This is a genomic window from Dinoroseobacter sp. PD6 (genome assembly GCF_028807315.1).
GTDB classification, from domain to species: Bacteria; Pseudomonadota; Alphaproteobacteria; order Rhodobacterales; family Rhodobacteraceae; genus Dinoroseobacter; species Dinoroseobacter shibae.
The window spans coordinates 192,582-215,120 of sequence record NZ_JARAMN010000005.1 but is presented as its reverse complement, the minus strand read 5'-3'; the positions used below and the strand labels follow the sequence as shown (position 1 = coordinate 215,120).

19 protein-coding genes and 1 riboswitch are annotated in these 22,539 nt (G+C 68.6%); of the genes, 11 read left to right on the top strand and 8 right to left on the bottom strand.

The window, feature by feature from the left end:
* Positions 1-78: 78 nt before the first annotated feature.
* The 3 genes from PVW48_RS11150 to PVW48_RS11140 all read right to left on the bottom strand — a co-directional run bounded on the left by PVW48_RS11150 (position 79) and on the right by PVW48_RS11140 (position 3,109).
* The gene (locus PVW48_RS11150; RefSeq protein ID WP_044028195.1) at positions 79-717 is read right to left on the bottom strand and encodes a precorrin-8X methylmutase; all 639 of its coding nucleotides are present in this window, start codon (positions 715-717) and stop codon (positions 79-81) included.
* An 899-nt stretch (positions 718-1,616) separates the two neighbouring features.
* Complete coding sequence (locus PVW48_RS11145; RefSeq protein ID WP_274581384.1) at positions 1,617-2,867, bottom strand: sirohydrochlorin chelatase; 1,251 nt, start codon at positions 2,865-2,867, stop codon at positions 1,617-1,619.
* On the bottom strand, positions 2,864-3,109 hold the full coding sequence (locus tag PVW48_RS11140) for a DUF6732 family protein (protein WP_012176852.1): 246 nt from the start codon (positions 3,107-3,109) through the stop codon (positions 2,864-2,866). The genes PVW48_RS11145 and PVW48_RS11140 overlap by 4 nt, the downstream gene beginning before the upstream one ends.
* Positions 3,110-3,444: 335 nt before the next feature.
* Between PVW48_RS11140 and PVW48_RS11135 the strand changes: the two genes are divergently transcribed.
* Complete coding sequence (locus tag PVW48_RS11135) at positions 3,445-4,434, top strand: glutathione S-transferase family protein (protein ID WP_274581383.1); 990 nt, start codon at positions 3,445-3,447, stop codon at positions 4,432-4,434.
* A 101-nt stretch (positions 4,435-4,535) separates the two neighbouring features.
* Here PVW48_RS11135 and PVW48_RS11130 read toward each other — a convergent pair whose 3' ends face one another.
* Positions 4,536-4,895 (bottom strand): hypothetical protein, encoded by a 360-nt coding sequence (locus PVW48_RS11130; protein WP_012176850.1) that lies wholly within the window; start codon positions 4,893-4,895, stop codon positions 4,536-4,538.
* Positions 4,896-5,173: 278 nt separating this feature from the next.
* On the opposite strand from PVW48_RS11130, the gene PVW48_RS11125 reads away from it, so the two are divergent.
* The 4 genes from PVW48_RS11125 to PVW48_RS11110 are packed head-to-tail and all read left to right on the top strand — an operon-like array spanning position 5,174 to position 8,648.
* Positions 5,174-5,557: a DUF1636 family protein gene (locus PVW48_RS11125; RefSeq protein WP_012176849.1), complete on the top strand. Its 384-nt coding sequence runs from the start codon at positions 5,174-5,176 to the stop codon at positions 5,555-5,557.
* Entirely contained in the window at positions 5,554-6,510 is a 957-nt protein-coding gene (locus PVW48_RS11120) for a threonine-phosphate decarboxylase (protein ID WP_274581382.1), read from the top strand. The genes PVW48_RS11125 and PVW48_RS11120 overlap by 4 nt, the downstream gene beginning before the upstream one ends.
* Positions 6,507-7,418, top strand: a complete 912-nt coding sequence (gene cbiB, locus PVW48_RS11115; protein ID WP_274581381.1) for an adenosylcobinamide-phosphate synthase CbiB — start codon at positions 6,507-6,509, stop codon at positions 7,416-7,418. Before PVW48_RS11120 ends, cbiB begins: the two co-directional genes overlap by 4 nt.
* Positions 7,419-7,478: 60 nt before the next feature.
* The gene (locus PVW48_RS11110; protein ID WP_274581380.1) at positions 7,479-8,648 is read left to right on the top strand and encodes a lytic murein transglycosylase; all 1,170 of its coding nucleotides are present in this window, start codon (positions 7,479-7,481) and stop codon (positions 8,646-8,648) included.
* A gap of 219 nt (positions 8,649-8,867) precedes the next feature.
* Here the strand turns inward: PVW48_RS11110 and smc are convergent, their stop codons facing one another.
* Positions 8,868-12,320 carry a chromosome segregation protein SMC gene (gene smc, locus PVW48_RS11105; protein WP_274581379.1) on the bottom strand — a complete coding sequence of 1,151 codons (3,453 nt, stop codon included), beginning with the start codon at positions 12,318-12,320 and terminating at the stop codon, positions 8,868-8,870.
* 188 nt (positions 12,321-12,508) lie between these two features.
* Positions 12,509-12,730, top strand: a riboswitch (cobalamin riboswitch).
* Here smc and PVW48_RS11100 point away from each other — a divergent pair.
* The 5 genes from PVW48_RS11100 to cobN all read left to right on the top strand — a co-directional run bounded on the left by PVW48_RS11100 (position 12,714) and on the right by cobN (position 19,317).
* The gene (locus PVW48_RS11100) at positions 12,714-12,950 is read left to right on the top strand and encodes a CbtB domain-containing protein (protein WP_443112676.1); all 237 of its coding nucleotides are present in this window, start codon (positions 12,714-12,716) and stop codon (positions 12,948-12,950) included. It overlaps the preceding riboswitch by 17 nt.
* A 21-nt stretch (positions 12,951-12,971) precedes the next feature.
* Positions 12,972-13,655: a CbtA family protein gene (locus PVW48_RS11095; protein ID WP_443112675.1), complete on the top strand. Its 684-nt coding sequence runs from the start codon at positions 12,972-12,974 to the stop codon at positions 13,653-13,655.
* 1 nt (position 13,656) lies between these two features.
* Positions 13,657-14,736 (top strand): cobalamin biosynthesis protein CobW, encoded by a 1,080-nt coding sequence (gene cobW / locus PVW48_RS11090; RefSeq protein ID WP_274581377.1) that lies wholly within the window; start codon positions 13,657-13,659, stop codon positions 14,734-14,736.
* 391 nt (positions 14,737-15,127) lie between these two features.
* Positions 15,128-15,541 (top strand): hypothetical protein, encoded by a 414-nt coding sequence (locus tag PVW48_RS11085; RefSeq protein ID WP_274581376.1) that lies wholly within the window; start codon positions 15,128-15,130, stop codon positions 15,539-15,541.
* A gap of 68 nt (positions 15,542-15,609) precedes the next feature.
* A complete protein-coding gene (gene cobN, locus PVW48_RS11080; protein WP_274581375.1) occupies positions 15,610-19,317 on the top strand; it encodes a cobaltochelatase subunit CobN in 3,708 nt (1,235 codons plus the stop codon).
* Between the two features lie 248 nt (positions 19,318-19,565).
* Here the strand turns inward: cobN and cobO are convergent, their stop codons facing one another.
* Genes cobO through PVW48_RS11065 form a run of 3 tightly spaced genes read right to left on the bottom strand, consistent with a single transcriptional unit; the run spans position 19,566 to position 21,257 of the window.
* Positions 19,566-20,180, bottom strand: a complete 615-nt coding sequence (gene cobO / locus PVW48_RS11075) for a cob(I)yrinic acid a,c-diamide adenosyltransferase (protein WP_274581374.1) — start codon at positions 20,178-20,180, stop codon at positions 19,566-19,568.
* A gap of 11 nt (positions 20,181-20,191) precedes the next feature.
* Positions 20,192-20,908, bottom strand: a complete 717-nt coding sequence (locus PVW48_RS11070) for an LrgB family protein (RefSeq protein WP_012176838.1) — start codon at positions 20,906-20,908, stop codon at positions 20,192-20,194.
* Entirely contained in the window at positions 20,901-21,257 is a 357-nt protein-coding gene (locus PVW48_RS11065; protein ID WP_274581373.1) for a CidA/LrgA family protein, read from the bottom strand. Before PVW48_RS11065 ends, PVW48_RS11070 begins: the two co-directional genes overlap by 8 nt.
* A gap of 710 nt (positions 21,258-21,967) precedes the next feature.
* On the opposite strand from PVW48_RS11065, the gene PVW48_RS11060 reads away from it, so the two are divergent.
* The gene (locus PVW48_RS11060; protein ID WP_274581372.1) at positions 21,968-22,513 is read left to right on the top strand and encodes an NADPH-dependent FMN reductase; all 546 of its coding nucleotides are present in this window, start codon (positions 21,968-21,970) and stop codon (positions 22,511-22,513) included.
* Positions 22,514-22,539 lie beyond the last annotated feature (26 nt).

Below are 22,539 nucleotides of genomic sequence, written 5' to 3'. Positions count from 1 at the left end.
AGCCACCGCCCGGGCCCCGCGCGGGCCAAGGATCTTGCAAGATCCTTGACAATTTTCTTGCAAGAAAATTGGTCGCGCTCATGTCTCCACCTCCGGCAATCCGGCGGCCAAAGCGTTCACGGCCGCCGACGCCATGGCCGAGCCGCCGCGCCGGCCGCGCAACGCCACGAAATCGCAGCCCCGCGGGTTGGCCGCAAGTTCCGCCTTGCTCTCGGCGGCGCCGACAAACCCCACCGGGAAGCCCAGGATCAGCGCGGGTTTCGGGGCACCGGCGTCGATCAGCTCCAGCAGGTGAAAGAGCGCCGTGGGCGCGTTGCCGATGGCCACCACCGCACCGCCCAGCAGCGGCTCCCACAACTCCACCGCCGCGGCCGAGCGGGTATTGCCGATCGCCTGGGCGCGCGCGGGCACCTCGGCGCGGTTCAGGGTCACGATCACCTCGTTGCCCGCAGGCAGATAGCGGCGGATGATCCCCGCCCCCACCATCTCGCAATCGCACAGCACCGGCGCGCCCGCCTCCAATGCGGCGCGCCCGGCCTCGAACGCGCCGTCGGAGAAGGCCAGCCGGTCCGCCACATCCACCATCCCGCAGGCATGGATCAGCCGCACCGCCACCTGGTCGAGTCCGCGGGGGAACCTGTCCAGCCGGGCCTCGGCCCGCACGGTCTTGAAGGACTGCGCGTAGATCGCCTTGGGATCGCGCTCATAGGGGCGCATCCCGGCGCCGGACGCCGCCCGCATGGCGCCCAGCCCGGACTTCACCGCCCGGCCCAGCAGCGCCTCGTAGCCGAGCCCGAGAATGCTGGCCTCATGGCTGCGGACATCTTCCGGCTGCCGTTCGGCGGCATCCAGCAAGGGGGCAAGCCGTCCCTCCGCATCGAGGAGCGCCAAGCCTCGCGCGAGGCTTTCGACCTGCACCGCGTCGCGCACCCGGCCCGCCAGGTGGGGGATGTCGGTCAGGGACGGGAACACCTCGGCCAGGACCGGGCCCTCCCCGCGCCATGGCTGGAACGGCCAGACAGCGGCCCCGATCCGGTGGCGCAATCCTGCGAGTGCCGCGATCCCCATCAGGGCCTGCCCCCCCACGGAGCCCGCGCCCGAGAGCTTCCAGACCTCCTGCGCACCGCGGGCCTGTGCCTCGGCATGGCGCAGGCGCGCGGGCAGGGTGGTGCCATAGCCCTCGGGCAGCTTGCGCGGCAGACCGGGGATGTCGCGCTTGAGCCCGTTGCCCCAGAACGGACCCGCGCCCGGGAACAGGGTGTTCAGCCGCGCGGCCGCATCGAAACGGTCATTGGCGTTGTCCGGACCGTCCGACACCTCCGCCGCGATCCGGGCCCAGACCTCCTGCCAGCCTGCGCCGTCGCCGAGGGCTTTGGCAAAGCCCGCGGGATACCCGAAGGGAAAGTCGAACCCCGCCAGCACCCGGCGCCCGGCCTCCTGCTCGGCGGCGATCAACTCCTCGATCAGCGCCATGGCAGACTTGCGGGTGGACGGGTTTTCGACCACGGGGCGCGCATCGGGCTGCACGAGCGCGACCCAGATACTGTCCTTGCCGGTTTTGGGCGTCCCGTTCGCCGACCAGTCCGCGACGAGGTAACTGCCGAAGGCCCTGCGCATCACTCTGCGGTGCGGACGGTCTTGCGCGCGCTTTCGGGCCCGTGCGGGTGCTTGGCATGGGGGTAGGGCGCGTGATGATGGTGATGCTCGTGGTCATGGTCGTGGCCGTGGGAATGGCCGTGATCGTGCCCGTGATAATGGTGGTGATGGTCGTGCCGCGCCTGCGCCTCCAACCGGCACATTCCGGTGCAGAACGTGTCGCAGAGCGTGCAATCGGCCACATTCGAACCCGGGGCCGAGGCGCCCTGCCCTTCGACGTGGTGATGGTGGCTCTCCTGCACGGCGCCGACCTCGCCCTCGAAGCCCAGCACGGCGGTGCGGTACTTGCACATCACGCAGGTGGACGGAGGCACCGCGCCGAAGGCCGGATGGGTCCGTTCCTCGGCCGTGATCAGACGGGTCTCGCCCGCATCCAGCGACAGCACCTGGGCGCGGTAGCCGCAATCGCCGCAATTGGGCGGCGGGGTGTCGGACATCTGCTCGATCACCCGCTCGGCGAAGGTGCGCAACACCTCCGGGTGGTCGCGCAAGTAGCCCGCCTTGACGAACTGGATCTCCGGGTGATCCGCCGCGACCTGGTCGGTGAAGCCGTAGATCCGGTCGATCAGGATGCCGGTGAACAGGAAATAGGGCAGCACCAGCACCCGCTTGTAACCCAGCTTCACCACATGGCGCAGGCACGGCTCCACCAGCGGGAAGGTCACGCCGGAATAGCCCACCTCGCACCAGCCGAAGCCCAGACCCTCCTGCACCAGCCGCGCGATCTTGGCGACATTGCCATTGGCGTCCGGGTCCGAAGCCCCGCGCCCGATCACCACGAGGCAGGTATCGTGCAGCGCCACCTCGCCCAGCTCGGCATTGGCGCGCGCCACGGCCTGCATCGCCCGGTCCCCGGCGGCGGCAACCATCTTGGGGTCCACGCCCAGCTCCCGCCCGTAGGAAATCTGCATCCCGTGCCCGGCGGCGTAGGTCGAAAGGACCGTGGGGATGTCGTTCTTGGAGTGCATCGCCGCGAACAGCATCCCCGGGACCGCGAGCACCCGGTCGCAGCCCTTCTCACGCAAGCGGTCGAGCCCGTCGCGGATCACCGGGTTGGCGAATTCGAGATAGCCGTATTCCATCTCCCAGCCCGAGGGCAGGTGCACCGGCAGCTTCTCGGCCAGAATCGCGAACTCGTCCACCGCCGCCTGGCTGCGCGAGCCATGGCCGCAGATCATCACGCCGATCTTGGGGGGCGCGGGGGCGCTCATGTCCGGGCCTCGGCACTGTCGGCCTCGGCGGCGTCCGCGGCCTCTTCGGGCTGGTGATCCGCGCGCGACTTTCTGCCCTTCAGCGCCCCGAACAGCCCGATGGCGATCGCCGCCCCGATGGCCGCGCCCGCAACCCAATGGTCATGGCCTGCAAGGCCCGCAAGATGCCCGGGATGGGCAAGGGCAGGTGCGGCACTCATCCCCGCAAGGACGGCAAGGCAGTAAAGAGGCAGCAGGGGCATCGGCGCGGTCCTTTCAAGCAGTTGCCCATCCAGACCTGGCCACACGCAGGACACCGCCGGGGCGGCATCACAGCCTGACGATCCATGCACGGGCCCCCGGGTTGGGTCAGCCGTCGCAATGGCAACCATTCTGGCCCGAAACGGGCGTCGTCGGATGGGTCATATCGCCCGCCCCGCCTGCGCGCAAACCCTTTCGCAACACCGCGGCGGGCCAAAGCGCCGCGCCCCGGCGGCACGGGCTGTGTGCGCGGATGCGGGAACCTCCCTGCGGTCATGCGCGTTTTTTACCGGAGGTTGCCGGGTTACCTGTTGGACACGGACAAAGGAGCATTTCCATGGGACAGCTGATCGACGGCATCTGGCACGACACCTGGTACGACACCGAAAGCACGGGCGGAAAGTTCGTGCGCAGCACGGCCGGGTTCCGCAACTGGATCACCCCGGACGGCGCCCCCGGCCCGACAGGCAGTGGTGGCTTCGCCGCCGAAAGCGGGCGCTATCACCTCTATGTCTCCATGGCCTGTCCCTGGGCGCACCGGACTTTGATCTTCCGCAAGCTGAAGGGGCTGGAGCCGCGTATCGACATCTCGGTGGTGCATCCCGACATGCTGGGCGATGGCTGGACCTTCGAGACGGACGATCACGGGGCGACGGGCGACCGGCTCTACGGCCTGCCCTTCGCGCGGGATCTCTACATCAAGGCCGACCCGAAGGTGTCCGGCCGGGTGACGGTGCCGATCCTGTGGGACAAGGCCGGCAAGACGATCGTGTCGAACGAAAGCTCCGAGATCATCCGGATGTTCAACAATGCCTTCGACGGGATCACGGGCGATACCCAGGATTTCTATCCCGAGGCCCTGCGCACCGAGATCGACGCGGTGAACGCGCGGGTCTATTCCGACATCAACAACGGCGTCTACAAGTCGGGCTTCGCCACCACGCAAGAAGCCTATGACGAGGCGGTCACCACGCTCTTCGCGGCCCTCGACTGGGTCGAAGACAGGCTGGGCACTCGGCGCTACCTCGCGGGCGACCGGATCACCGAGGCCGACTGGCGGCTGTTCACGACGCTCGTGCGGTTCGATCTGGTCTACCATTTGCACTTCAAGTGCAACCGCCGCCGGATCGTGGACTACCCCAACCTCTGGGCCTACACGCGGGAGCTGTTCCAATGGCCGGGCGTGGCGGAGACGGTGAATTTCGACCACATCGTGCGGCACTACCACTACAGCCACGAGACGATTAATCCGCACCGGATCATTCCGATCAATCCGCAGATCGACTGGATGGCACCGCACGGCCGCGACCGCCAGATCGCCGCCTGACCTCCGACAGCCAAGGATTTTAAGCAAAATCCTTGGCAAAACTCTTGCTCAAGAGTTTTGCTGCGCGCTGCCCAATCGGCTGCGTTGAAAGGGCGGGCGGTTCAGTGGGTGGCGTAATGCTCGACCATCGCGGTCAGATCTTCGGGCGGGGTGTCCTCCGGCATCATCGCGCGCGCGTTGGACACGTGATTGAAGATCGAGCCGTCGCTGAAGAACTGCGTGTTGTTCACGAAGATCACGCGGGTATCCGGGCGCCGGTAGCTGGCATAGTCCGCAATCGCCAAGGCGCTGCCCTGGCTCAGGGTCAGAGACAGAAGCACAACGTCCACCGGATGCGTGCTGAGGTGCCGCACCGCGTCCTCTTGCGCGCCGACGCAATCGACGACGGCACCTCCGCGCCGAAGGTGCGCCGCCCAGATGCCGGCAAGGCCGGCTTCGCCATGGACGATCAAAACTCGCATTCTTCCCCCGTAGCCGATTCCCGACAATGCGCCTGAAACCGCTGACGGACACCATCCTAGACCAGATCAATCGGAAATGCGCATTCAATTTTGATCCACTGATCGTTTTTTCGGCCTATCGGCAAAAAATCTCTCATTCTTAAAGGATTGAGGCGCGAACTTGCCACAAAGCCTGGTTCCGTGACGGATTGACAGCGGCACCTGAACGGGATTGCACCCGGGTCTGAAATACGTTTCATGCGGGCGCATTGACCGTGCAGAGGCAAAGGAAGCATGTTGTGACGACCTGGATCACCATTTGCGACACGTGCAAGCGCACGGACTGGGACGCCCGTGCGCCGGGCCGCACCGATGGCGAAGCTCTCGCCGAGTTGATCGAGACCGCCGCCGCTGCACAGCCCGAGGTCCGCACGCGGCGCCATTCATGCCTGATGGGCTGCACCTCCGGGTGCAATGTCACCGTGCAGGCAGCGGGCAAGATCACCTATACCCTCGGAGATTTCGAAGCCTCGGGCGAGGCCGCCGAGGCAATCGTCGGCTATGCGGCGCTGCACGCCGTCTCGGACAGTGGCCAAGTGCCCTACAAGACCTGGCCCCAGGGCGTGAAAGGGCACTTCGTCACGCGCCACCCGCCCCTGCCGCCCGAAGACGACACCCCATGACGGCAAGCGCGCCCCGCGACCATGGCGGCGGGTTGGATGGGGCAGCGGCCCGGTGGGGCGGGACGCGGGACGCCTGGCTCGACCTGTCCACCGGGATCAATCCGGTCAGCTACCCGATCCCGGACATTCCCGGCCCGGACTGGACCGCCCTGCCGGACGAAAGCGCGTTTTCAGACCTGGTGGCCGCGGCGCGCGACTTCTGGGCGGTCCCGGACGGGCTCGATATCCTGCCCGCCCCCGGCGCCTCGGCCCTGATCGCGGCCCTTCCGGGGCTCGTCCCCGCCGGCCGTGTAGAGATCCCGGGCCCCACCTATAACGAGCATGCCGCCGCCTTCGCCGCCCATGGCTGGGCCCAAGGTACCGGCCCCGGGGCGGCCTTCGTCGCCGTGCATCCCAACAACCCCAACGGCAGGCTCTGGCAGGCCGAAGAGATCCCCACCGACCGCGCCCTGACCGTGCTGGACGAGAGTTTCTGCGATATTGCGCCGGAGACGTCCCTGATACCGCTGGCCGCGCGCCCGCGCACGGTGATCCTGAAAAGCTTCGGCAAGTTCTGGGGCCTTGCGGGTCTGCGGCTTGGCTTTGCCATCGGACAGGCCGAAACCCTGGCCCCCCTGCGCGACCGGATCGGGCCCTGGGCGGTATCCGGGCCTGCCCTGCGCGTCGGCGCGCTGGCCCTGCGTGACACCGGCTGGGCCGCCAAGACCCGGGCCCGGCTGGAGCGCGACGCGGCCCGGCTGGACGCGCTGGCCACGGGCTTCGGCTGGTCGGTGACGGGGGGCACCGCCCTCTTTCGGCTCTACGACACCCCCGACGCGAGCGCGGCCCAGGACCGTCTTACGCGTCGCCAGATCTGGACCCGGCGGTTCCCCTATTCCGACCGCTGGCTGCGCCTCGGCCTGCCCGGGACGGAGGCAGACTGGGGGCGTGTCGCGCGCGCGCTGAGCCCATGACGGAGCATGCGGCGCTCCTGCTTCTGGCGCTCCTGCTCGATGCGGTCTTCGGGGAGCCGGACTGGCTCTGGACCCGCCTGCCCCATCCGGCGGTGCTTATGGGGCGTCTGGTGGCGGGCGCGGACAAGCGGCTCAACAAGCACCGTGACCTGCGCTTTCGCGGCGTCCTGGTGATGATCGCCCTCGGCCTCGGCGCGCTGGTCTTCGGTGCGGGCCTGGCCGCCCTCGGCCCCGTGGTCGAGGTGCTGCTTGCCGCGATCCTTCTCGCCCAGCGCAGCCTCGTGGACCATGTGCGCGCCGTCGCGACGGGCCTGAGCGACAGCCTCGCGGCGGGCCGTGCCAAGGTCGCGATGATCGTGGGGCGGGATACCGAACCCCTCGATGCCGCCGGGGTTGCCCGCGCCGCCATCGAATCCGGGGCCGAGAATTTCTCAGACGGGGTGCTCGCGCCGGCCTTCTGGTTCCTGATCGGGGGCCTGCCGGGGCTGCTGCTCTACAAGATCACCAACACCGCCGACAGCATGATCGGTTACCGCACCCCGCGCTACGCGGAATTCGGCTGGGCCGCGGCGCGGTTCGACGACCTGCTGAACTGGGTGCCCGCGCGGATCAGCGCGCTGGTGATCCTGGTTGCTGCGGGACGTCCCGGCGGCTGGCCGGTGATCCTGCGCGACGCGCCGCTGCACCGCTCGCCCAACGCCGGCTGGCCCGAGGCGGCCATGGCCGTCAGCCTCGATGTCGCGCTGTCGGGCCCGCGCAGCTACGAGGGCGCGATCCGCGACTTTCCCTTCGTGCATCCCGACGGCACTCGCACCCCCGGCCCGGCGGAGATCGAGGCCGCCTGCACCGCGCTCTGGCGCTCCTGGGGCGCGATGCTGGCCCTGACCGCCCTGATCGCCGTGCTCTGAGGGCTTGCGGGACCGCGCGGGCCTGCTACCGTTCAATCAAACTGCCCATAGGTGTGCAATATGCTGCGTTTCTCCCTGCTCCTTCTGCTCTCTTTCGGCCTCGCCGGTCCCGTCGCGGCCCAATGCGGCGGCAGCTTTTCGGACTTCGTGGCAGGCCTGAAGACCGAGGCACAGGCCAAGGGCCACGCAAAGGCAACCGTGGATGCCTTCTTCCGCACGGCGGCACAGGACCCCCGCACCCTGCGCGCCGACCGGGCGCAAGGGGTTTTCAAGATGCCCTTCACCGAGTTCGCCCGCCGGGTGATCAGCCAGAACCGCATGTACAATGGCCGCCGCAATGCCGACCGCTTCGACGCGGTGTTCGATGCGGCAGAGACGCGCTTCGGCGTGCCGCGCGGCGTGCTGCTGGCCCTCTGGGCGCTGGAGACGGATTACGGCGCGGTCCAGGGCGATTTCAACACGCTCAACTCGCTGGTCACGCTGGCCCATGACTGCCGCCGGCCCGAACTGTTCCGGCCACAGATCTTCGCGGCGCTGGAGCTTTACGAGGCGGGCGATTTCGACCCCGCCCGCACCACCGGCGCCTGGGCGGGCGAGATCGGCATGGTGCAGATGCTGCCGGAGGACATCCTGACCAAGGGGATCGACGGCGACGGCGACGGCCATGTGTACCTGAAAACCTCGGCGCCCGATGCGCTCCTGAGCGGTGCCAACATGCTCAGCGGGCTGGGCTGGCGCAAGGGCGAGCCATGGCTGCAGGAGGTTTCGGTGCCTGCGGATCTCGATTGGGCGGAGACCGGGCTGAACAGCCGCAAATCCGGGCGCGACTGGGCCCGGCTGGGCGTTACCCCGCGCTGGGGGGAGATCGCAGGCGGGCTGGAGGCGGCGCTGATCCTGCCCCAGGGGCGCAAGGGCCCGGCCTTCCTCGCCTATCCGAATTTCGACGTGTTCTTCGAGTGGAACCAGAGCTTCGTCTACGTCACCACGGCGGCCTATTTCGCCACGCGGCTCTCAGGCGCACCGGTTTTCGACGCGGGCAATCCGGAACCGGGTCTGAACGACGCGCAGATGAAGCAGTTGCAGCAGAAGCTCGCGGCCCGTGGGTATGACGTGGGCGCCGTGGACGGCATCCTCGGGGCCCGGACCCGGGCCGCGGTCCGCGCCGAACAACAGCGCCTCGGCCTGCCCGCAGATGCCTGGCCGACACCGGCTCTCTTGGGGAGGCTGTAGCCTCCGGAGACCACCCGGGCCAAGCGTTTAAGCAAGTCCTTGGCAGACTTGTTCCTTGGCAGACATGTTACGCAAGAGTTGCACGTCTCAGCGGCCTTCCTCAGGGCCGGATGGGAAATGGCAGCTGCTCTTGATTGCATAGCTAGGCCGCCTGCCTGACCGGTCGCATGCGCGGTCGCCCACCATCCAGCGCGGCATCGCTCGCCCGCCCTTTACAACTCAGGCCACCAGCGACTCGGCCTTGCGCAGGTCCACCGACACCAGTTGGCTGACCCCCTGCTCGCCCATGGTCACGCCGAAGAGGCGATCCATCCGGGCCATGGTCACCGCGTGGTGGGTGATGATCAGGAACCGGGTCTCGGTGCGCCGCGTCATCTCGTCCAACAGGTCGCAGAACCGCGTGACGTTCGCATCGTCGAGCGGCGCGTCCACCTCGTCCAGCACACAGATCGGTGCGGGGTTCGCCAGGAACACCGCGAAGATCAGCGCCAGCGCGGTCAGCGTCTGCTCGCCGCCCGACAGCAGGCTCAGGGTGCTCAGGCGTTTGCCTGGCGGCTGGCACATGATCTCGAGCCCCGCCTCCAGAGGATCGTCGGATTCCACCAGAACCAGCTTGGCCTCGCCCCCGCCGAAAAGATGGGTGAACAGCATCGCGAAATTGTCGTTCACCTGCTCGAACGCGGTCAGAAGCCGCTCGCGGCCCTCCTTGTTCAGGCTGGAGATGCCCGTGCGCAGCTTGCCGATCGCCCCTTCCAGGTCGCCCTTTTCGGCCACCAGCCCGTCATACTCTTCCTCGACCGCCTTGGCGTCTTCCTCGGCGCGCAGGTTGACGGCGCCCATGGCCTCGCGCTGACGCTTGAGCCGGTTGACCTCCGCCTCGATGGCGTCGGAGGCGGGCATCGCGTCCGGGCCGACCTTCAGGGTGTCGAGCAGCTGCTGCGGCGTGACCTCCAGCGCTTCCTGAATGCGCTCGGCGGCGAGCGTCACGGTCTCCGCCGCGGCCTCGGCCCGGGCTTCGGCCCGGGCCCGCGCCTCGCGCGCCTCGGAAGCGGCGCGCTCCGCGTCCCGCTCCGCCTGCTCGGCGCTGCGCGCGGCCCCCTCGGCAGTGCTCAGGGCATCGGCGGCCGCGGCCTTGCGGGCCTCGGCGCGGGCGATCTCATGGGCGAGTGCGTCGCGCTTGGCGGCGATCTCCTCCGGGGCGGCGGTGGCGGATTTCAGCTCCGCACGGCTGGCCTCCAGGCGTCCTTCCAGCTCCGCCTTGTGGGCCTCAGCGGTCTCCAGCCGGTGCCGCCAGCCGCTGATCTGGGTCGTGATCTCCTGGCTGCGGCGGGTGCGGGCCTCGCCTTCGCGGCGCAGCTCGTCATGGGCGGACCGCTTGGCCAGCATGGTCATCCGCGCGGCATCGACGGTAACACGCACCGCTTCCACCTGCGCCCGCGCGGCCTCCAGACCGCCCAGATCGGCCTGGGCCGCCTGCGCCTCGGCCACGGCCTTGCGGGCCTCCAGCACCTCGTCGCGATACCGGCTGACCGCACTACCGAGGGTTTCGAGCTTGCCTGCCATGATATTGCGGTCGGCTTCGGCACGGCTGAGCGCCCGGCTCGCCTCGCCCAACGCGCGCTCCGCGCCCTTGCGGGCTTCTCGCGCGGCCCGGTCTGCTTCCGTCGCTGCGCGCATGGCCGCCTGCAGGCCCTCATGGGTTGCGCGCGCAGTGGCCGCCTTGGCCTCCGCCGCCTCGAGATCGGCCTTCAGCGCTGCCAGCCGGTTGATCTGCTGCAACCGCGCCGCGGCGGCGGAGGGCGCATCCTCCGCCCGCGCCGCCAGCCCGTCCCAGCGCCACAGATCGCCCTCGCGGGACACCAGACGCTGCCCCGGCTTCAACGCCGGTTGCAGTCGCGCGCCATCGGCCCGGTCCACCAGACCGACCTGCGCCATCCGCCGCGCCAGCACAGCGGGCACCTCTACATGGGCCGACAAGGGCGCCGCACCATCGGGCAGCGTCTGGGCCGCGTCATAGCCCGGCAGCAAGTGCCAGCCGGAGCGGTCGCCCTCGACCTCCGGCGCCTTCAGGTCATCGGCCAGGGCCGCGCCCAGCGCCGCCTCGTACCCGGGTGCCGCCGTCACGGCATCGAGCACCTGGCCCCCCTCGGCCCGCGCCCGGTCCACGAGCTTCTCCAGCGCGCCGACCTCGGCCCGGAGCGCGGTCGCCTCGCCCTCGGCTTCGGAGCGGGCAGCGCGGGCCTCCGCCTCCGCCCCCTGCAGCTCGGCGCGCTCCGCCTCTGCCGCGGCCAGCGCCGCCTCGGCGGCTTCGGTTTCGCCCTGGGCGGCCTGCTGATCGCGTTCCGCAGCGACAAACCGCGCCTCCGCATCGCCCAGACCCGCCTGCGCCTCGGACAGGGCCGCCTCGGCGCGGCCCATCTGCTCCTGCGCGCGGGTCTCGGCCCGGCGCGCCTCCTGCAGCAGCCGCTGGGTCGACTGGTGCCGCGCGGCAAGCCGGGCGACATCCTCGGTCATCTCCGACTGGGTCGTCTCCCGGTCGGTCAGAACCTCGCTCGCCGCCTGCGCGGCCTCTGCCGCCGCCGCGAGCTTCTCGTCATGTCCGACCGACGCCTTGGCGATCTGCGCCTGCTCCCAGTCCAGCTTGGCGATGGTCTCGCCCGCGTCCCGGTTCAACTCCTCCTCCCGGGCGATATCGGTCTCAAGCGTCGCGATCCGCCCGGTCAGGGTCTCGATCGCCTCCCGCGCGCGGGTTTCCTGATCGGCCAGAGTGTCCCGCTGGACATGGAGCCGCTGAACCACTGCGCCGGCAATCGCTTCTTCCTCGCGCAGGGGCGGCAGGGCTTCGTCCGCGGCCACACGGGCCTTCGCGGCCTGCCGTGCCGCGGTCTCGGCCGCGGCGGCCTCGGTCGTGCGCGCGGTCAGCTCGCCCACGGCCACGAGCCGCGTCTCATCCGCCTCCCGCCAGCGCCGATAGAGCAAGAGCCCCTCCGCCCGGCGCAGCTGCGCCCCGATCTCGCGATACCGCGCCGCCTGCTTGGCCTGCCGCGCCAGGGTTGCAAGCTGTGCCGCCAGCGCCTCCAGCACATCGTCGACCCGGTCGAGATTGGTCTCGGCCCCGCGCAGCTTCAGCTCTGCCTCGTGCCGCCGCTGATAAAGGCCGGAAATGCCCGCCGCCTCTTCGAGGATGCGCCGACGGGCCTTGGGTTTGGCGTTGATCAACTCGGAGATCTGCCCCTGCCGCACCAGCGCGGGCGAATGCGCGCCCGTCGAGGCATCGGCAAACAGCATCTGCACATCCCGCGCGCGCACATCCTTGCCGTTGGTCTTGTAGGCCGAGCCCACATCCCGGGTGATCCGGCGGATGATCTCCAACTGGTCGGTATCGTTGAACCCTGCAGGCGCGCGCCGGTCCGAGTTGTCGAGGACCAGCGCGACCTCGGCGAAGTTGCGCGCCGGGCGGCTCGCGGCCCCGGCGAAGATCACGTCCTCCATGCCGCCGCCGCGCATGGCCGTGGGGCGATTTTCCCCCATCACCCAGCGCAAGGCTTCCAGCAGGTTGGATTTGCCGCAACCGTTCGGTCCGACCACGCCGGTCAGCCCGTCCCCGATGATCAGATCGGTCGGGTCGACGAAGCTCTTGAAGCCATTGAGGCGCAGACGGGTGAACCGCATCGGGGGTCTCCGGGCATGATTCTTCGACCTCCAAGGGTCACGACAGGCGGGCGCCGAGTCAATCCCACCACTGCATATCGTCGTGGATAACTCAAACTCCGCCATATATTGCGGGTGCTGCTAGATGAGGCAGGCTTCAAATGCTGCACCTGCGACCAATGAAGACTTGACGCCTCCGGTGTCACGGGCGCACAACAGTGGCGCATGGTTCCCCGTGCCCGCGCCAAGCGCCCGGGGGATCAAATGGGAATGTGGAACGGTCCGATCCAAACCGGAGGACCAAAGCCTCAGCCGCCCCCGCGACTGTATGCGGAGAGGGAGATCGACATGCCACTGGGACTCGCCCCGGGAAGGCCGATCCAACCCGATGACCCGCGAGCCAGGAGACCAGCCATGCGCGACACCCTTAGCCGCCCGTCGGGTGTGACGGGCATGGAGAGAGACGACATGACGACCCAAACCACGACCCAGACCGCCGCAATCGCGCGCCCCGCAACCTCGACCACCGGCATCGTTGCCGCGATGGCCGCGGGCCTGCTGCTGCTGTTCCTGTCGGGCTATGCGCAAGCCACGATCCTGCATGACGCGGCCCACGACCAGCGCCACGCCATGGCCTTTCCCTGCCACTGAGCAGCGCCTGACAACATGTCCATGAAATTGCTGACCAGCGCTGTGTTCGCTGGGCTTGCAGCGGGGTTGATTGCCGCCCTCCTGCAATTTTCGTTCGTGACCTCGTCTCTTCTGGAGGGCGAGCTCTACGAGGCCGGAGAGAAGGTCCATTTCGCCGTCGACGGCACGCCCCAGTCGCCGCGCGGCGGGGCCGAGGTCGACCTGGCGGCCGAGCCGATGCGCTATGGCCTGACCGTGGCGTTCAACATCGTGACCTACACCGGCTTCGGGCTGCTGCTGGTGGCGCTGATGGCGTTGGCCGAAACGAAGAAGCTGACCAAGATCACCCCGCGCCAGGGCCTGATCTGGGGTCTTGCGGGCTTCGTCGCGATCCAGCTTGCCCCGGCCATGGGTCAACCCCCGGTCCTGCCCGGCTCCGTCGGCGCCGAGATCGGGCCGCGCCAGGCCTGGTGGCTGGCGACCCTGCTCAGCGCGGGTCTGGCGATGTGGCTTCTGGCCTTCGGGCGCGGTCTCTGGCCCTGGCTGGCGATCCCGCTCCTGCTTGTGCCGCAGATCATCGGCGCTCCGGTGCTCGACACCTATTTCGGCGTCACCCCGGCCGAACTTGCGGCAAGCTTTGCGGCCATGTCGCTGGGCTATTCCGCCGCCGGCTGGGCCGCCCTCGGCTTCTTCGCCGCCTATTTCTACTCCCGACAGGAGGCTTGAGATGCCCGCAAAGATCCCCGCCACGGTCGTCACCGGCTTTCTCGGCGCCGGCAAGACCACCCTGATCCGCCACATGCTCGCCAATGCGAACGGCAAGCGGATCGCCCTGATCATCAACGAGTTCGGCGATCTCGGGGTCGATGGCGACATCCTCAAGGGCTGCGGGGACGAAACCTGCAGCGAGGATGACATCATGGAACTCAGCAATGGCTGCATCTGCTGCACCGTGGCCGATGACTTCATCCCCACCATGGAAAAGCTGCTCGCCCGCGAGACCCCGCCCGATCATATCGTGATCGAAACCTCCGGTCTCGCCCTGCCGCAGCCTTTGGTGCGGGCCTTCAACTGGCCCGGGATCTCGACCAAGGTGACCGTGGACGGGGTCGTCACCGTGGTCGATGGCAAGGCCGTGACCGAGGGCCGCTTTGCCCATTCCGTGGCCGCCGTGGATGCCCAGCGCAAGCTGGACGAGAACCTCGACCACGAGACACCCCTGTCGGAGCTGTTCGAGGACCAGGTCGCCTGCGCCGACATGCTGGTGGTCAACAAGACCGACCTGCTGACCCCGGCCGAGGCCGAGGCGCTGACCGAGCGGCTGAAATCCGAGGCCCGCGGCGGGGTTCAGGTGGTCCGCGCCACCCATGGCGCGCTGCCGGTGGATGTGTTGCTGGGACAGGGCATCGGGGCGGAGCACGATCTGGAGGCCCGCAGCGAGGTCCACCATCACCACCACCATGATCACGACGATCACGACGACGATCCCCATGACGACCACCCCCACCATGACCACGACCACGACGCCTTCACGTCCTTCGTCGTCACCCTGCCGGAAATCACCGAGCCGGACGCCTTCGCGGCCCATGTCGCGCGCGTGATCGCCGATCACGACATCCTGCGGTTGAAGGGGTTCGCGGCCGTGACAGGCAAACCCATGCGCCTGACCCTGCAAGCGGTCGGGCCGCGGATCGAGACCTATTTCGACCGCCCCCTCGGCGCGGACGAGACGCGCGAGACACGCCTGGTGGTCATCGGACAGGCCGGGCTGGACAGCGTGGCGATCGCGGCAGCGCTGGCTGCGTAAGCCTTCGGTGATCGCTCAGGCCGGATCATCGCGCGGGCGCTTCGTGAAGGCGGCCGCGCAAACCGATCAGGGGGATTCGCCCAAAACCCCTTTCCGGCGCGCCTGACGCCATCCCGGAGAGCCGGTGTTTTCGGTGCCCAGCTGAAATCTTAATCTCGGACAAGTTTTGCCCTCAATACCGCGCAGATACCGCCCCTCACGCGCAGAAAACCTGTATTTGAGCCTCGTCTTTAGGCGGCGCGCGTGTCATACTTTGGTCTGAGGGGTTTGAACCTGCCCGCAGGTTCGGAGACACATGATGCCTAGCGAAATCCGGATATTCCGGAGCTCACCTTTCGATCCCAACGCCCAGGAACTGCTTGTCCCGCCCAAGGCACGGACACGACCGGACTTGACGGACCTGACGGGACCGAATGCTTTCTTCTATCTCGCGGTCCTGCGGGACGCGCCACAAGGCTGTATTGCGCTGCGCAACATGGGCAGCTTCGGGCTGGTCAGCGCCTTCCGCTTCCTGTCGGACCGGGCCCGGACCAGTCTGCCCGACATCCTGATCGAGCAGGTCGAAACCCAGGCGCGCAGCCTGCGCCTGCCCGTTCTGCGGGCCTGGGTCGAACGGATGTACCCGGTCCAGGGCCAAGCTTTGCGCCGCAACGGGTACTTCCCCGTCGACCCCAAGACCGAGGAAGAGGACATGACCCTCTATGAGCGCCCCCTGCGCCGGGCGGCCACCTCACCCGAGCGACGGCAATCCGAACCGAGCCAGCCGGAACCGCCAGACCTTCGGACCCGGACCAAGGGGTCGTGACGGTCCTGGTGTTGCCGGGGCCGGTCCGGCTTGCTAGACCCGCGCGACAGGGTTGAACGGGGCGGATCATGCATCTTCTGGCGGCAACGCCCGGCAGTATCGACGACGGGCAGGAGCCCGTTGATCTCGGGCAGACGCCCGCGGATCTAGTCGTCATCTCCGCCGCGGATACGGAACTGGCCGGGCTGAGCGCAGCGCGGGCCGAAATGGACGCCCCGCCCCGGATGCGGCTGGCCAACATGATGCATCTGCGCCACCCGATGTCCGTCGACCTGCATATCGACGATTGCGCCTCGAAGGCCCGGTTGGTGGTCGCCCGCGTTCTCGGCGGGCTGGGCTACTGGCGCTACGGGGCCGAGCAATACGCCACGCGGGTCGCGGCGGCGGGCGGGCATGTAGTTCTTCTGCCTGGCGACGACAAGCCCGATCCGGAGCTGCGCGCTCTCTCGACCCTGCGCGGCGCGGAATACGACGCGCTCTGGTCCTACCTGGTGGAAGGCGGGCCCGAGAATGCGGTGCATTTCCTGGCCTATGCGCGGCACTTGCTGGACCCGGCGCAGCCCGCGCCGCCCGCCGCGTCGCCGCTTCTGCGCGCGGGGGTCTACTGGCCCGGCGCGGGGCTGAGCAATCTGGATACGGTACGCGCACAATGGACCGAAGGCGCGCCGGTGGTGCCGCTGATCTTCTACCGCGCCCTGGTGCAAGGGGCCGGGCTGCATCCGATCAACCGCATGGTCAAGGCCTTGCGGGCCCGGGGGCTGAACCCGCTGCCGGTTTTCGTGGCGTCCCTGAAGGATCCGGTTTCCGCGGCGACGCTGGAGCATCTGTTCGAAGCAGCCCCACCGGACGTGATCCTGAACTGCACCAGCTTTGCCGTGGGACTGCCGGGGACGGAACGGCTGAGCCAGGGGGCGTCGAACCCCCTGGCGCAGCCAGCCGCCCGGGGGGCGCCTGTGTTCCAGGTCGTTCTGGCCGGATCGAGCCTGGAGGCCTGGGAAGGCGGCACCGCGGGCCTTTCGGCGCGGGACATCGCCATGAACGTGGCCCTGCCGGAGGTCGATGGTCGGGTGCTGACCCGGGCGGTCAGCTTCAAGGGCGAGGCGTTCTTTGACGACGCCACGGAATGCGCCATCGCCACCTACCAGGCCCAGGGCGACCGGATCGGCTTTGTCGCCGATCTCGCCGCGAACTGGGCACGGCTGCGACGGACGCCGCCGGGCGAGCGGCGCACCGCGCTGATCCTTGCCAACTATCCCAACAAGGACGGGCGGCTGGCAAACGGGGTCGGCCTCGACACGCCCGAGGCCACGGCGCGGATGCTCCAGCTGCTGCGCGACGCGGGCTACGGGGTGGACGCCCCCCCCGCCGATGGCGCGGCCCTGATGGACCGGATCCTCGCCGGCCCGACCAACTGGCTGACGGACAGGGCGGAGCGGACGGGCGGCGTGCGCCTGCCGCTGGACACCTACCGGGCCCATTGCGCGGCCCTGCCGCTGGCGCTGCGGTCCCAGATCGAGGACCGCTGGGGCGCACCCGAGGACGATCCGTTCTGTGCCGACGGGGCCTTCGCCCTGTCGGTGATCCCCTTCGGCAACGTGGTGGTCGGCATCCAGCCCGCCCGCGGTTACAACATCGACCCGACGGAGACCTACCACGCCCCGGACCTCGTACCGCCGCACAACTACCTCGCCTTCTACATCTGGCTGCGCCATGTCCACGGCGCCCATGCGCTGGTCCACATGGGCAAGCACGGCAATCTCGAATGGCTGCCGGGCAAATCGGTGGCCCTGTCGGAGACCTGCTTTCCCGAGGCGGTGTTCGGCCCCCTGCCCCATGTCTATCCCTTCATCGTCAACGACCCGGGCGAAGGCACCCAGGCCAAGCGCCGGGCGCAGGCGGTGATCATCGACCACCTGACCCCGCCGCTGACCCGGGCCGAGACCTATGGCCCCCTCCGCGACCTCGAAGGGCTGGTGGACGAGTATTACGAGGCCGCCGGGGTCGATCCGCGCCGGATCGCCGAGCTGCGGCGCGAGATCCTGTCGATGACGGCCGTCACCGGGCTCGACAAGGACGCAGGCTTCACAGGCGATGAGGACAACGATCTGGCCAAACTCGACGCCTATCTCTGCGAGTTGAAGGAGGCGCAGATCCGCGACGGGCTGCACATCTTCGGGACGGCGCCCGAGGGACGGCTGGCGCGCGATCTGGCCATCGCCCTGACCCGGCTGCCGCGCGGCGACGGGACCGGGGGCGATGCGTCGCTCCTGCGGGCGCTGGCAGGCGACCTCGACCTCGGCTTCGACCCGCTGGACTGCGACTTGGCGGCGGCCTGGGAGGGTCCGCGCCCGGACATGCTCGCCGCGATCGCCACGGACAGCTGGCGCAGCACCGGCGACACGGTGGAACGGCTGGAGCTTCTGGCGGCGGCCTGCGTCGAGGGCGCTCCGGCCCCGGGCCCGCAGAGCGCGGCGGTGCAGGCCGAGATCGCGGCGGACGTCCTGCCCACCATCGCCGCCTGCGGCCCGGCAGAGGGGGCGGGCCTCCTCACCGCCCTGGATGGGCAGTTCGTCGCCCCGGCGCCCTCCGGCGCGCCCACGCGGGGCCGTCTGGACGTGTTGCCCACGGGGCGGAATTTCTATTCCGTCGACAGCCGCGCCATTCCGACCCCCACCGCGTGGAAGCTGGGCTGGAAATCGGCCAACCTGCTGATCGAGCGGCATTTGCAGGACCAGGGCGACTGGCCCCGGTCACTGCTGCTGACCGCCTGGGGAACAGCGAACATGCGCACAGGCGGGGACGACATCGCCCAGTGCCTGGCCCTGATGGGCGTCAAGCCGCGCTGGGACGCCGCCAACCGGCGCGTCACCGGGTTCGAGGTGCTGCCCCTCTCGGTCCTCGGCCGTCCGCGCGTCGACGTGACCCTGCGCGTTTCGGGCTTCTTCCGCGACGCCTTCCCGCAGCAGATTGCCCTGGTGGACAGTGCCGCCCGCGCCGTCATGGCCCTCGACGAACCCGAGGCCGACAACCCCGCCGCCGCCCGCGCCCGGGCCGAGGGGCATACCGCGCGGGTCTATGGCTCCAAGCCCGGGGCCTATGGCGCGGGGCTGCAGGCGATGATCGATGAGCGGCTCTGGGCCGACAAGGCGGACCTCGCCGAGGCCTATATCGGCTGGTCGAGCTATGCCTATGGCGCAGAGGCCGAGGGCACCCCGGACCGCGACGGCTTCACCGCGCGCCTGTCCCAGGCCGACGCCATCGTGCAGAACCAGGACAACCGCGAGCACGACCTGCTGGACAGCGACGACTACTACCAGTTCGAGGGCGGCGCCGCGGCGGCCATCGCGACCCTTCAGGGGGCGGAACGGCCGATCTATCACAACGACCATTCGCGCCCGGAACGCCCGGTGATCCGTACCCTGGACGAAGAGATCGGCCGCGTGGTCCGGTCCCGCGTAGTCAACCCGAAATGGATCGCGGGCGTGAAACGCCACGGCTACAAGGGCGCCTTCGAGATCGCGGCCACGGTGGATTACATGTTCGCCTTCGCCGCCACGACCGGCGCGGTCAAGAGCCACCATTTCGACCTCGTCCACGCCGCCATGCTGGAGGATGACGACACGCGGGAGTTCATCGCCGACGCCAACCCGGCAGCCCTGCGCGAGATCGCGGAGCGACTGTCGGAGGCAATCGACCGCGGCCTGTGGCAACCCCGCTCGAACTCCGCCAAGGCCCGGCTGGCCCAGTTGGGGGCCGACACCCAAGCGGCGGAATGAGGATGTTGGAACAACGAGGCGGATGTCGCGCCGGGGCACGGCCCCGCCCCGGCCACCGCTGAGCGCGCAAGGCTCCCTTAGGCGCATCCACCTCCGAACGGAACCGCCCGCCGGTTAAGGTTAATCGCCCACCGGAAACCGGATGCACTCCGAACGGCGCGGGACGGTCCGCCCAGCACAGCCCAGACCCTGCTTCTTTTGTGCAAAAATACTCACGGCGCAACATTCGCCACCGGGCACGTCGTGGATCAGTACTCCACCCCGATCTGGGCCTTGATCCCGGCGCGGAAGGGATGCTTGACAAGCTCCATCTCCGTGACCAGATCCGCCGCCTCGATCAGGGGTTCCTTGGCATTGCGCCCGGTCAGAACCACATGGGTCATCTCGGGCTTCTCATCGGCGAGGAAGGTCAGCACGTCCTCCAGGTCGAGGTAGTCGTAGCGCAGGGCGATGTTGATCTCGTCCAGCAGCACCATCTTGTTGGCCGGATCGCGGATCAGTTCCTTGGCCTTTTCCCAGGCGGCCCGGGCCATTTCGATGTCGCGGTCCTTGTCCTGGGTCTCCCAGGTGAAGCCCTCGCCCATGGTGTGGAAGGCACATTTGTCGGAGAAGGTCGACAGGATCAGGTCGCGCTCGCCGGTGCTCATGCCCCCCTTGATGAACTGCACCACGGCGCAGGGCATCCCGTGCGCGATGCAGCGAAAGATCATCCCGAACGCGGCCGACGACTTGCCCTTGCCCTTGCCTGTATGGACGATGATCAGCCCCTTTTCGTCGGTCTTGGTGGCCATGATCTTGTCGCGGGCGGCCTTCTTCTTGGCCATCTTGGCGTTGTGGCGCGCGGTGTCGTCAGCGTCGGTCATGGAATCCTCCCTCAGAATATCAGCCCCAGCAGCAGCGGGGCCAGAACGGCGGTCAGTACTGCGTTTACGCCCATGCCGATCCCGGCGAAAGCCCCGGCGGTCTCGTTGACCTGAAACGCCCGGGCGGTGCCGATGCCGTGGGCCGCGACCCCGACCGCAAAGCCGCGCGCCCGCCAATCGCGGATGCGCAGCAGGTTCAGGAGCGGTGTGGCCGCCACCGCGCCGATGATGCCGGTCAGGATCACCAGCACGGCGGTAAGCGTGGGCAGGCCACCGATGTTCTCGGCGATGCCCAGCGCCACCGGGGCCGTGGCCGATTTCGGGGCCAGCGACATCAGCACCTCGCCCCGCAGCCCCAGCGCGTAGCCGACCCCGACCGCCGTCGCCATGGCCGCGAGCGAGCCGGCAAAGAGGGCCGCAATCATCGGCAGGGCGGCACGGCGCACCTTGGCGAGATTGGCGTGGAGGGGCGCGGCCAGCGCGACCGTGGCGGGGCCGAGCATGAAATGGACGAACTGGGCACCCTCGAAATACGTGTCATAGGCGGTCCCGCTGGCCCAGAGCACCAGCGCCAGAAGCGCCACCGCCACGAGCACCGGATTGACCAGCGGCGCGCGGCCCGACAGCTTCGACAGGGCGTCCCCGGCGACATAGGCCGCGAGCGTGGCGGTCAGCCACAAGAGCGGCTCGGAGGACAGGTAGACCCAGATCGCGCTCAGCTCAGTCATCGCCCGCATCCCCGATCAGTCGCGCGACACCGACGAAGACCAGCGCCCCCACGCTGATCGCCACAAGGGTGCTGATCACCAGAGCGATGAGCAGCGGCACACCGTTTTCCCCCAGCACATCGAGATGCGCCACCACCCCGACCCCGGCAGGCACGAACAAGAGCGACAGATGCGCCAGCAGCGCGTTGGCCGTGGGCCGCACCGCCTCCGCCACCCGGGGCAGCACAAGGAAGAACCCGAGCAGAAGGACCAATCCCAGGACCGGCCCCGGCACCAGCAGGCCCAGGGAGCGGGCAAGGACCTCGCCGATCAGCTGGAAGACGAGCAGGACAAGCAGGTGCAGGATCATCGGGGCCTCTCGGCGCGGGCATCGCGGCGCATACGCGCAGCCTAGGGCCAAGGCCCGGCGACGCAACGCAGAAAAGTGACCTTTGGTCGAGCTCTGGTGCTTTGTCAGGTCACGGGCCGGAAAGCGAGACGGTTCAGCCGGGCGCATGGCCGGGGCGCCGGATGGGATCGGTCGGTCAAATGCCATGGCCTCGCGTCCCGATGCGCCGGGTGCTGCAATGCGGGAAGGCCCGGGCGGATGCAGAAGAAAACGCGCCCGGTACAAGCCTCGATTTCGAGGCGGCACCCTGTGTTCATGCGGGCGCGGATGGCTTTGGATACTGGGCGCATCTACGACCAAAGTCGTAGGGATTTGTCAGGCAGTCTGCATCCCAAACGCCCTTTGCCCGGGCGGCGGGTTCGTTGCGAAACCTGCGACGGGCCTTGCAATCCGAGGCGGGCATTTGCCGACATGTGCACATCCGTAGTGGTCCGGACGCGACAGCCGAAAGCGCCGTGCCGGAAGGCCCATGCAACACCTTGACACGAAAAGGAGGTTTCGCACGCGAAACACACCTGTTTTTTGATTTCATTACAATGTCTTGAAGTGGTCACCAAGTTCTTAATCGACCGTGCGCTCCTGCACAATCGGTCCGCGCCGATCAGGTCGTTTCCACCTCTTGCCCCCAGCACATTCCCGGTTAGGTCAGGACAAACAGCAAAGGACATCCCATGACACAGCCCAGACTTCTCGGCCTGTCCGGCTCCCTCCGGGCGGGCAGTTTCAACACGCAACTGATGCGTGAGGCGGCAGCGCTCTTCGGTCCCGCGGAGTTCAGTGAAGGCAATCTGCGCCTGCCGCTCTATGATGGCGATCTGGAGAGCGCCGAGGGCATCCCGGCCGAGGTGCAGATGCTGGCAGACCAGATCGCCGCGGCGGATGCGGTGATCATCGCGTCGCCGGAATACAACCAGAGCCTGACCGGGGTGTTGAAGAACGCGCTCGACTGGGTGAGCCGGGTGGAGGGCAAGCCCTGGGCCGGCAAGCCGGTGGCGATCGTCGCGGCGGCGGCGGGGCGCGCGGGCGGGGCGCGCGGGACCTATGCCCTGCGGCTGGCGATGATGCCCTTCGGCGCCCATGTGCTGCCGGGGCCGGAGGTTCTGGTGGCAGGCGCGTTCAGGGAGTTCGACAGCGAGGGCAAGCTGATCACCGAAAGTTACCAGAAGATACTCGATGCCCTGATGGCGGAGCTGCGCAAGGCGGCGATGGCGGGCTGATCACCGGGCGGACAAGCGGTTTCGAA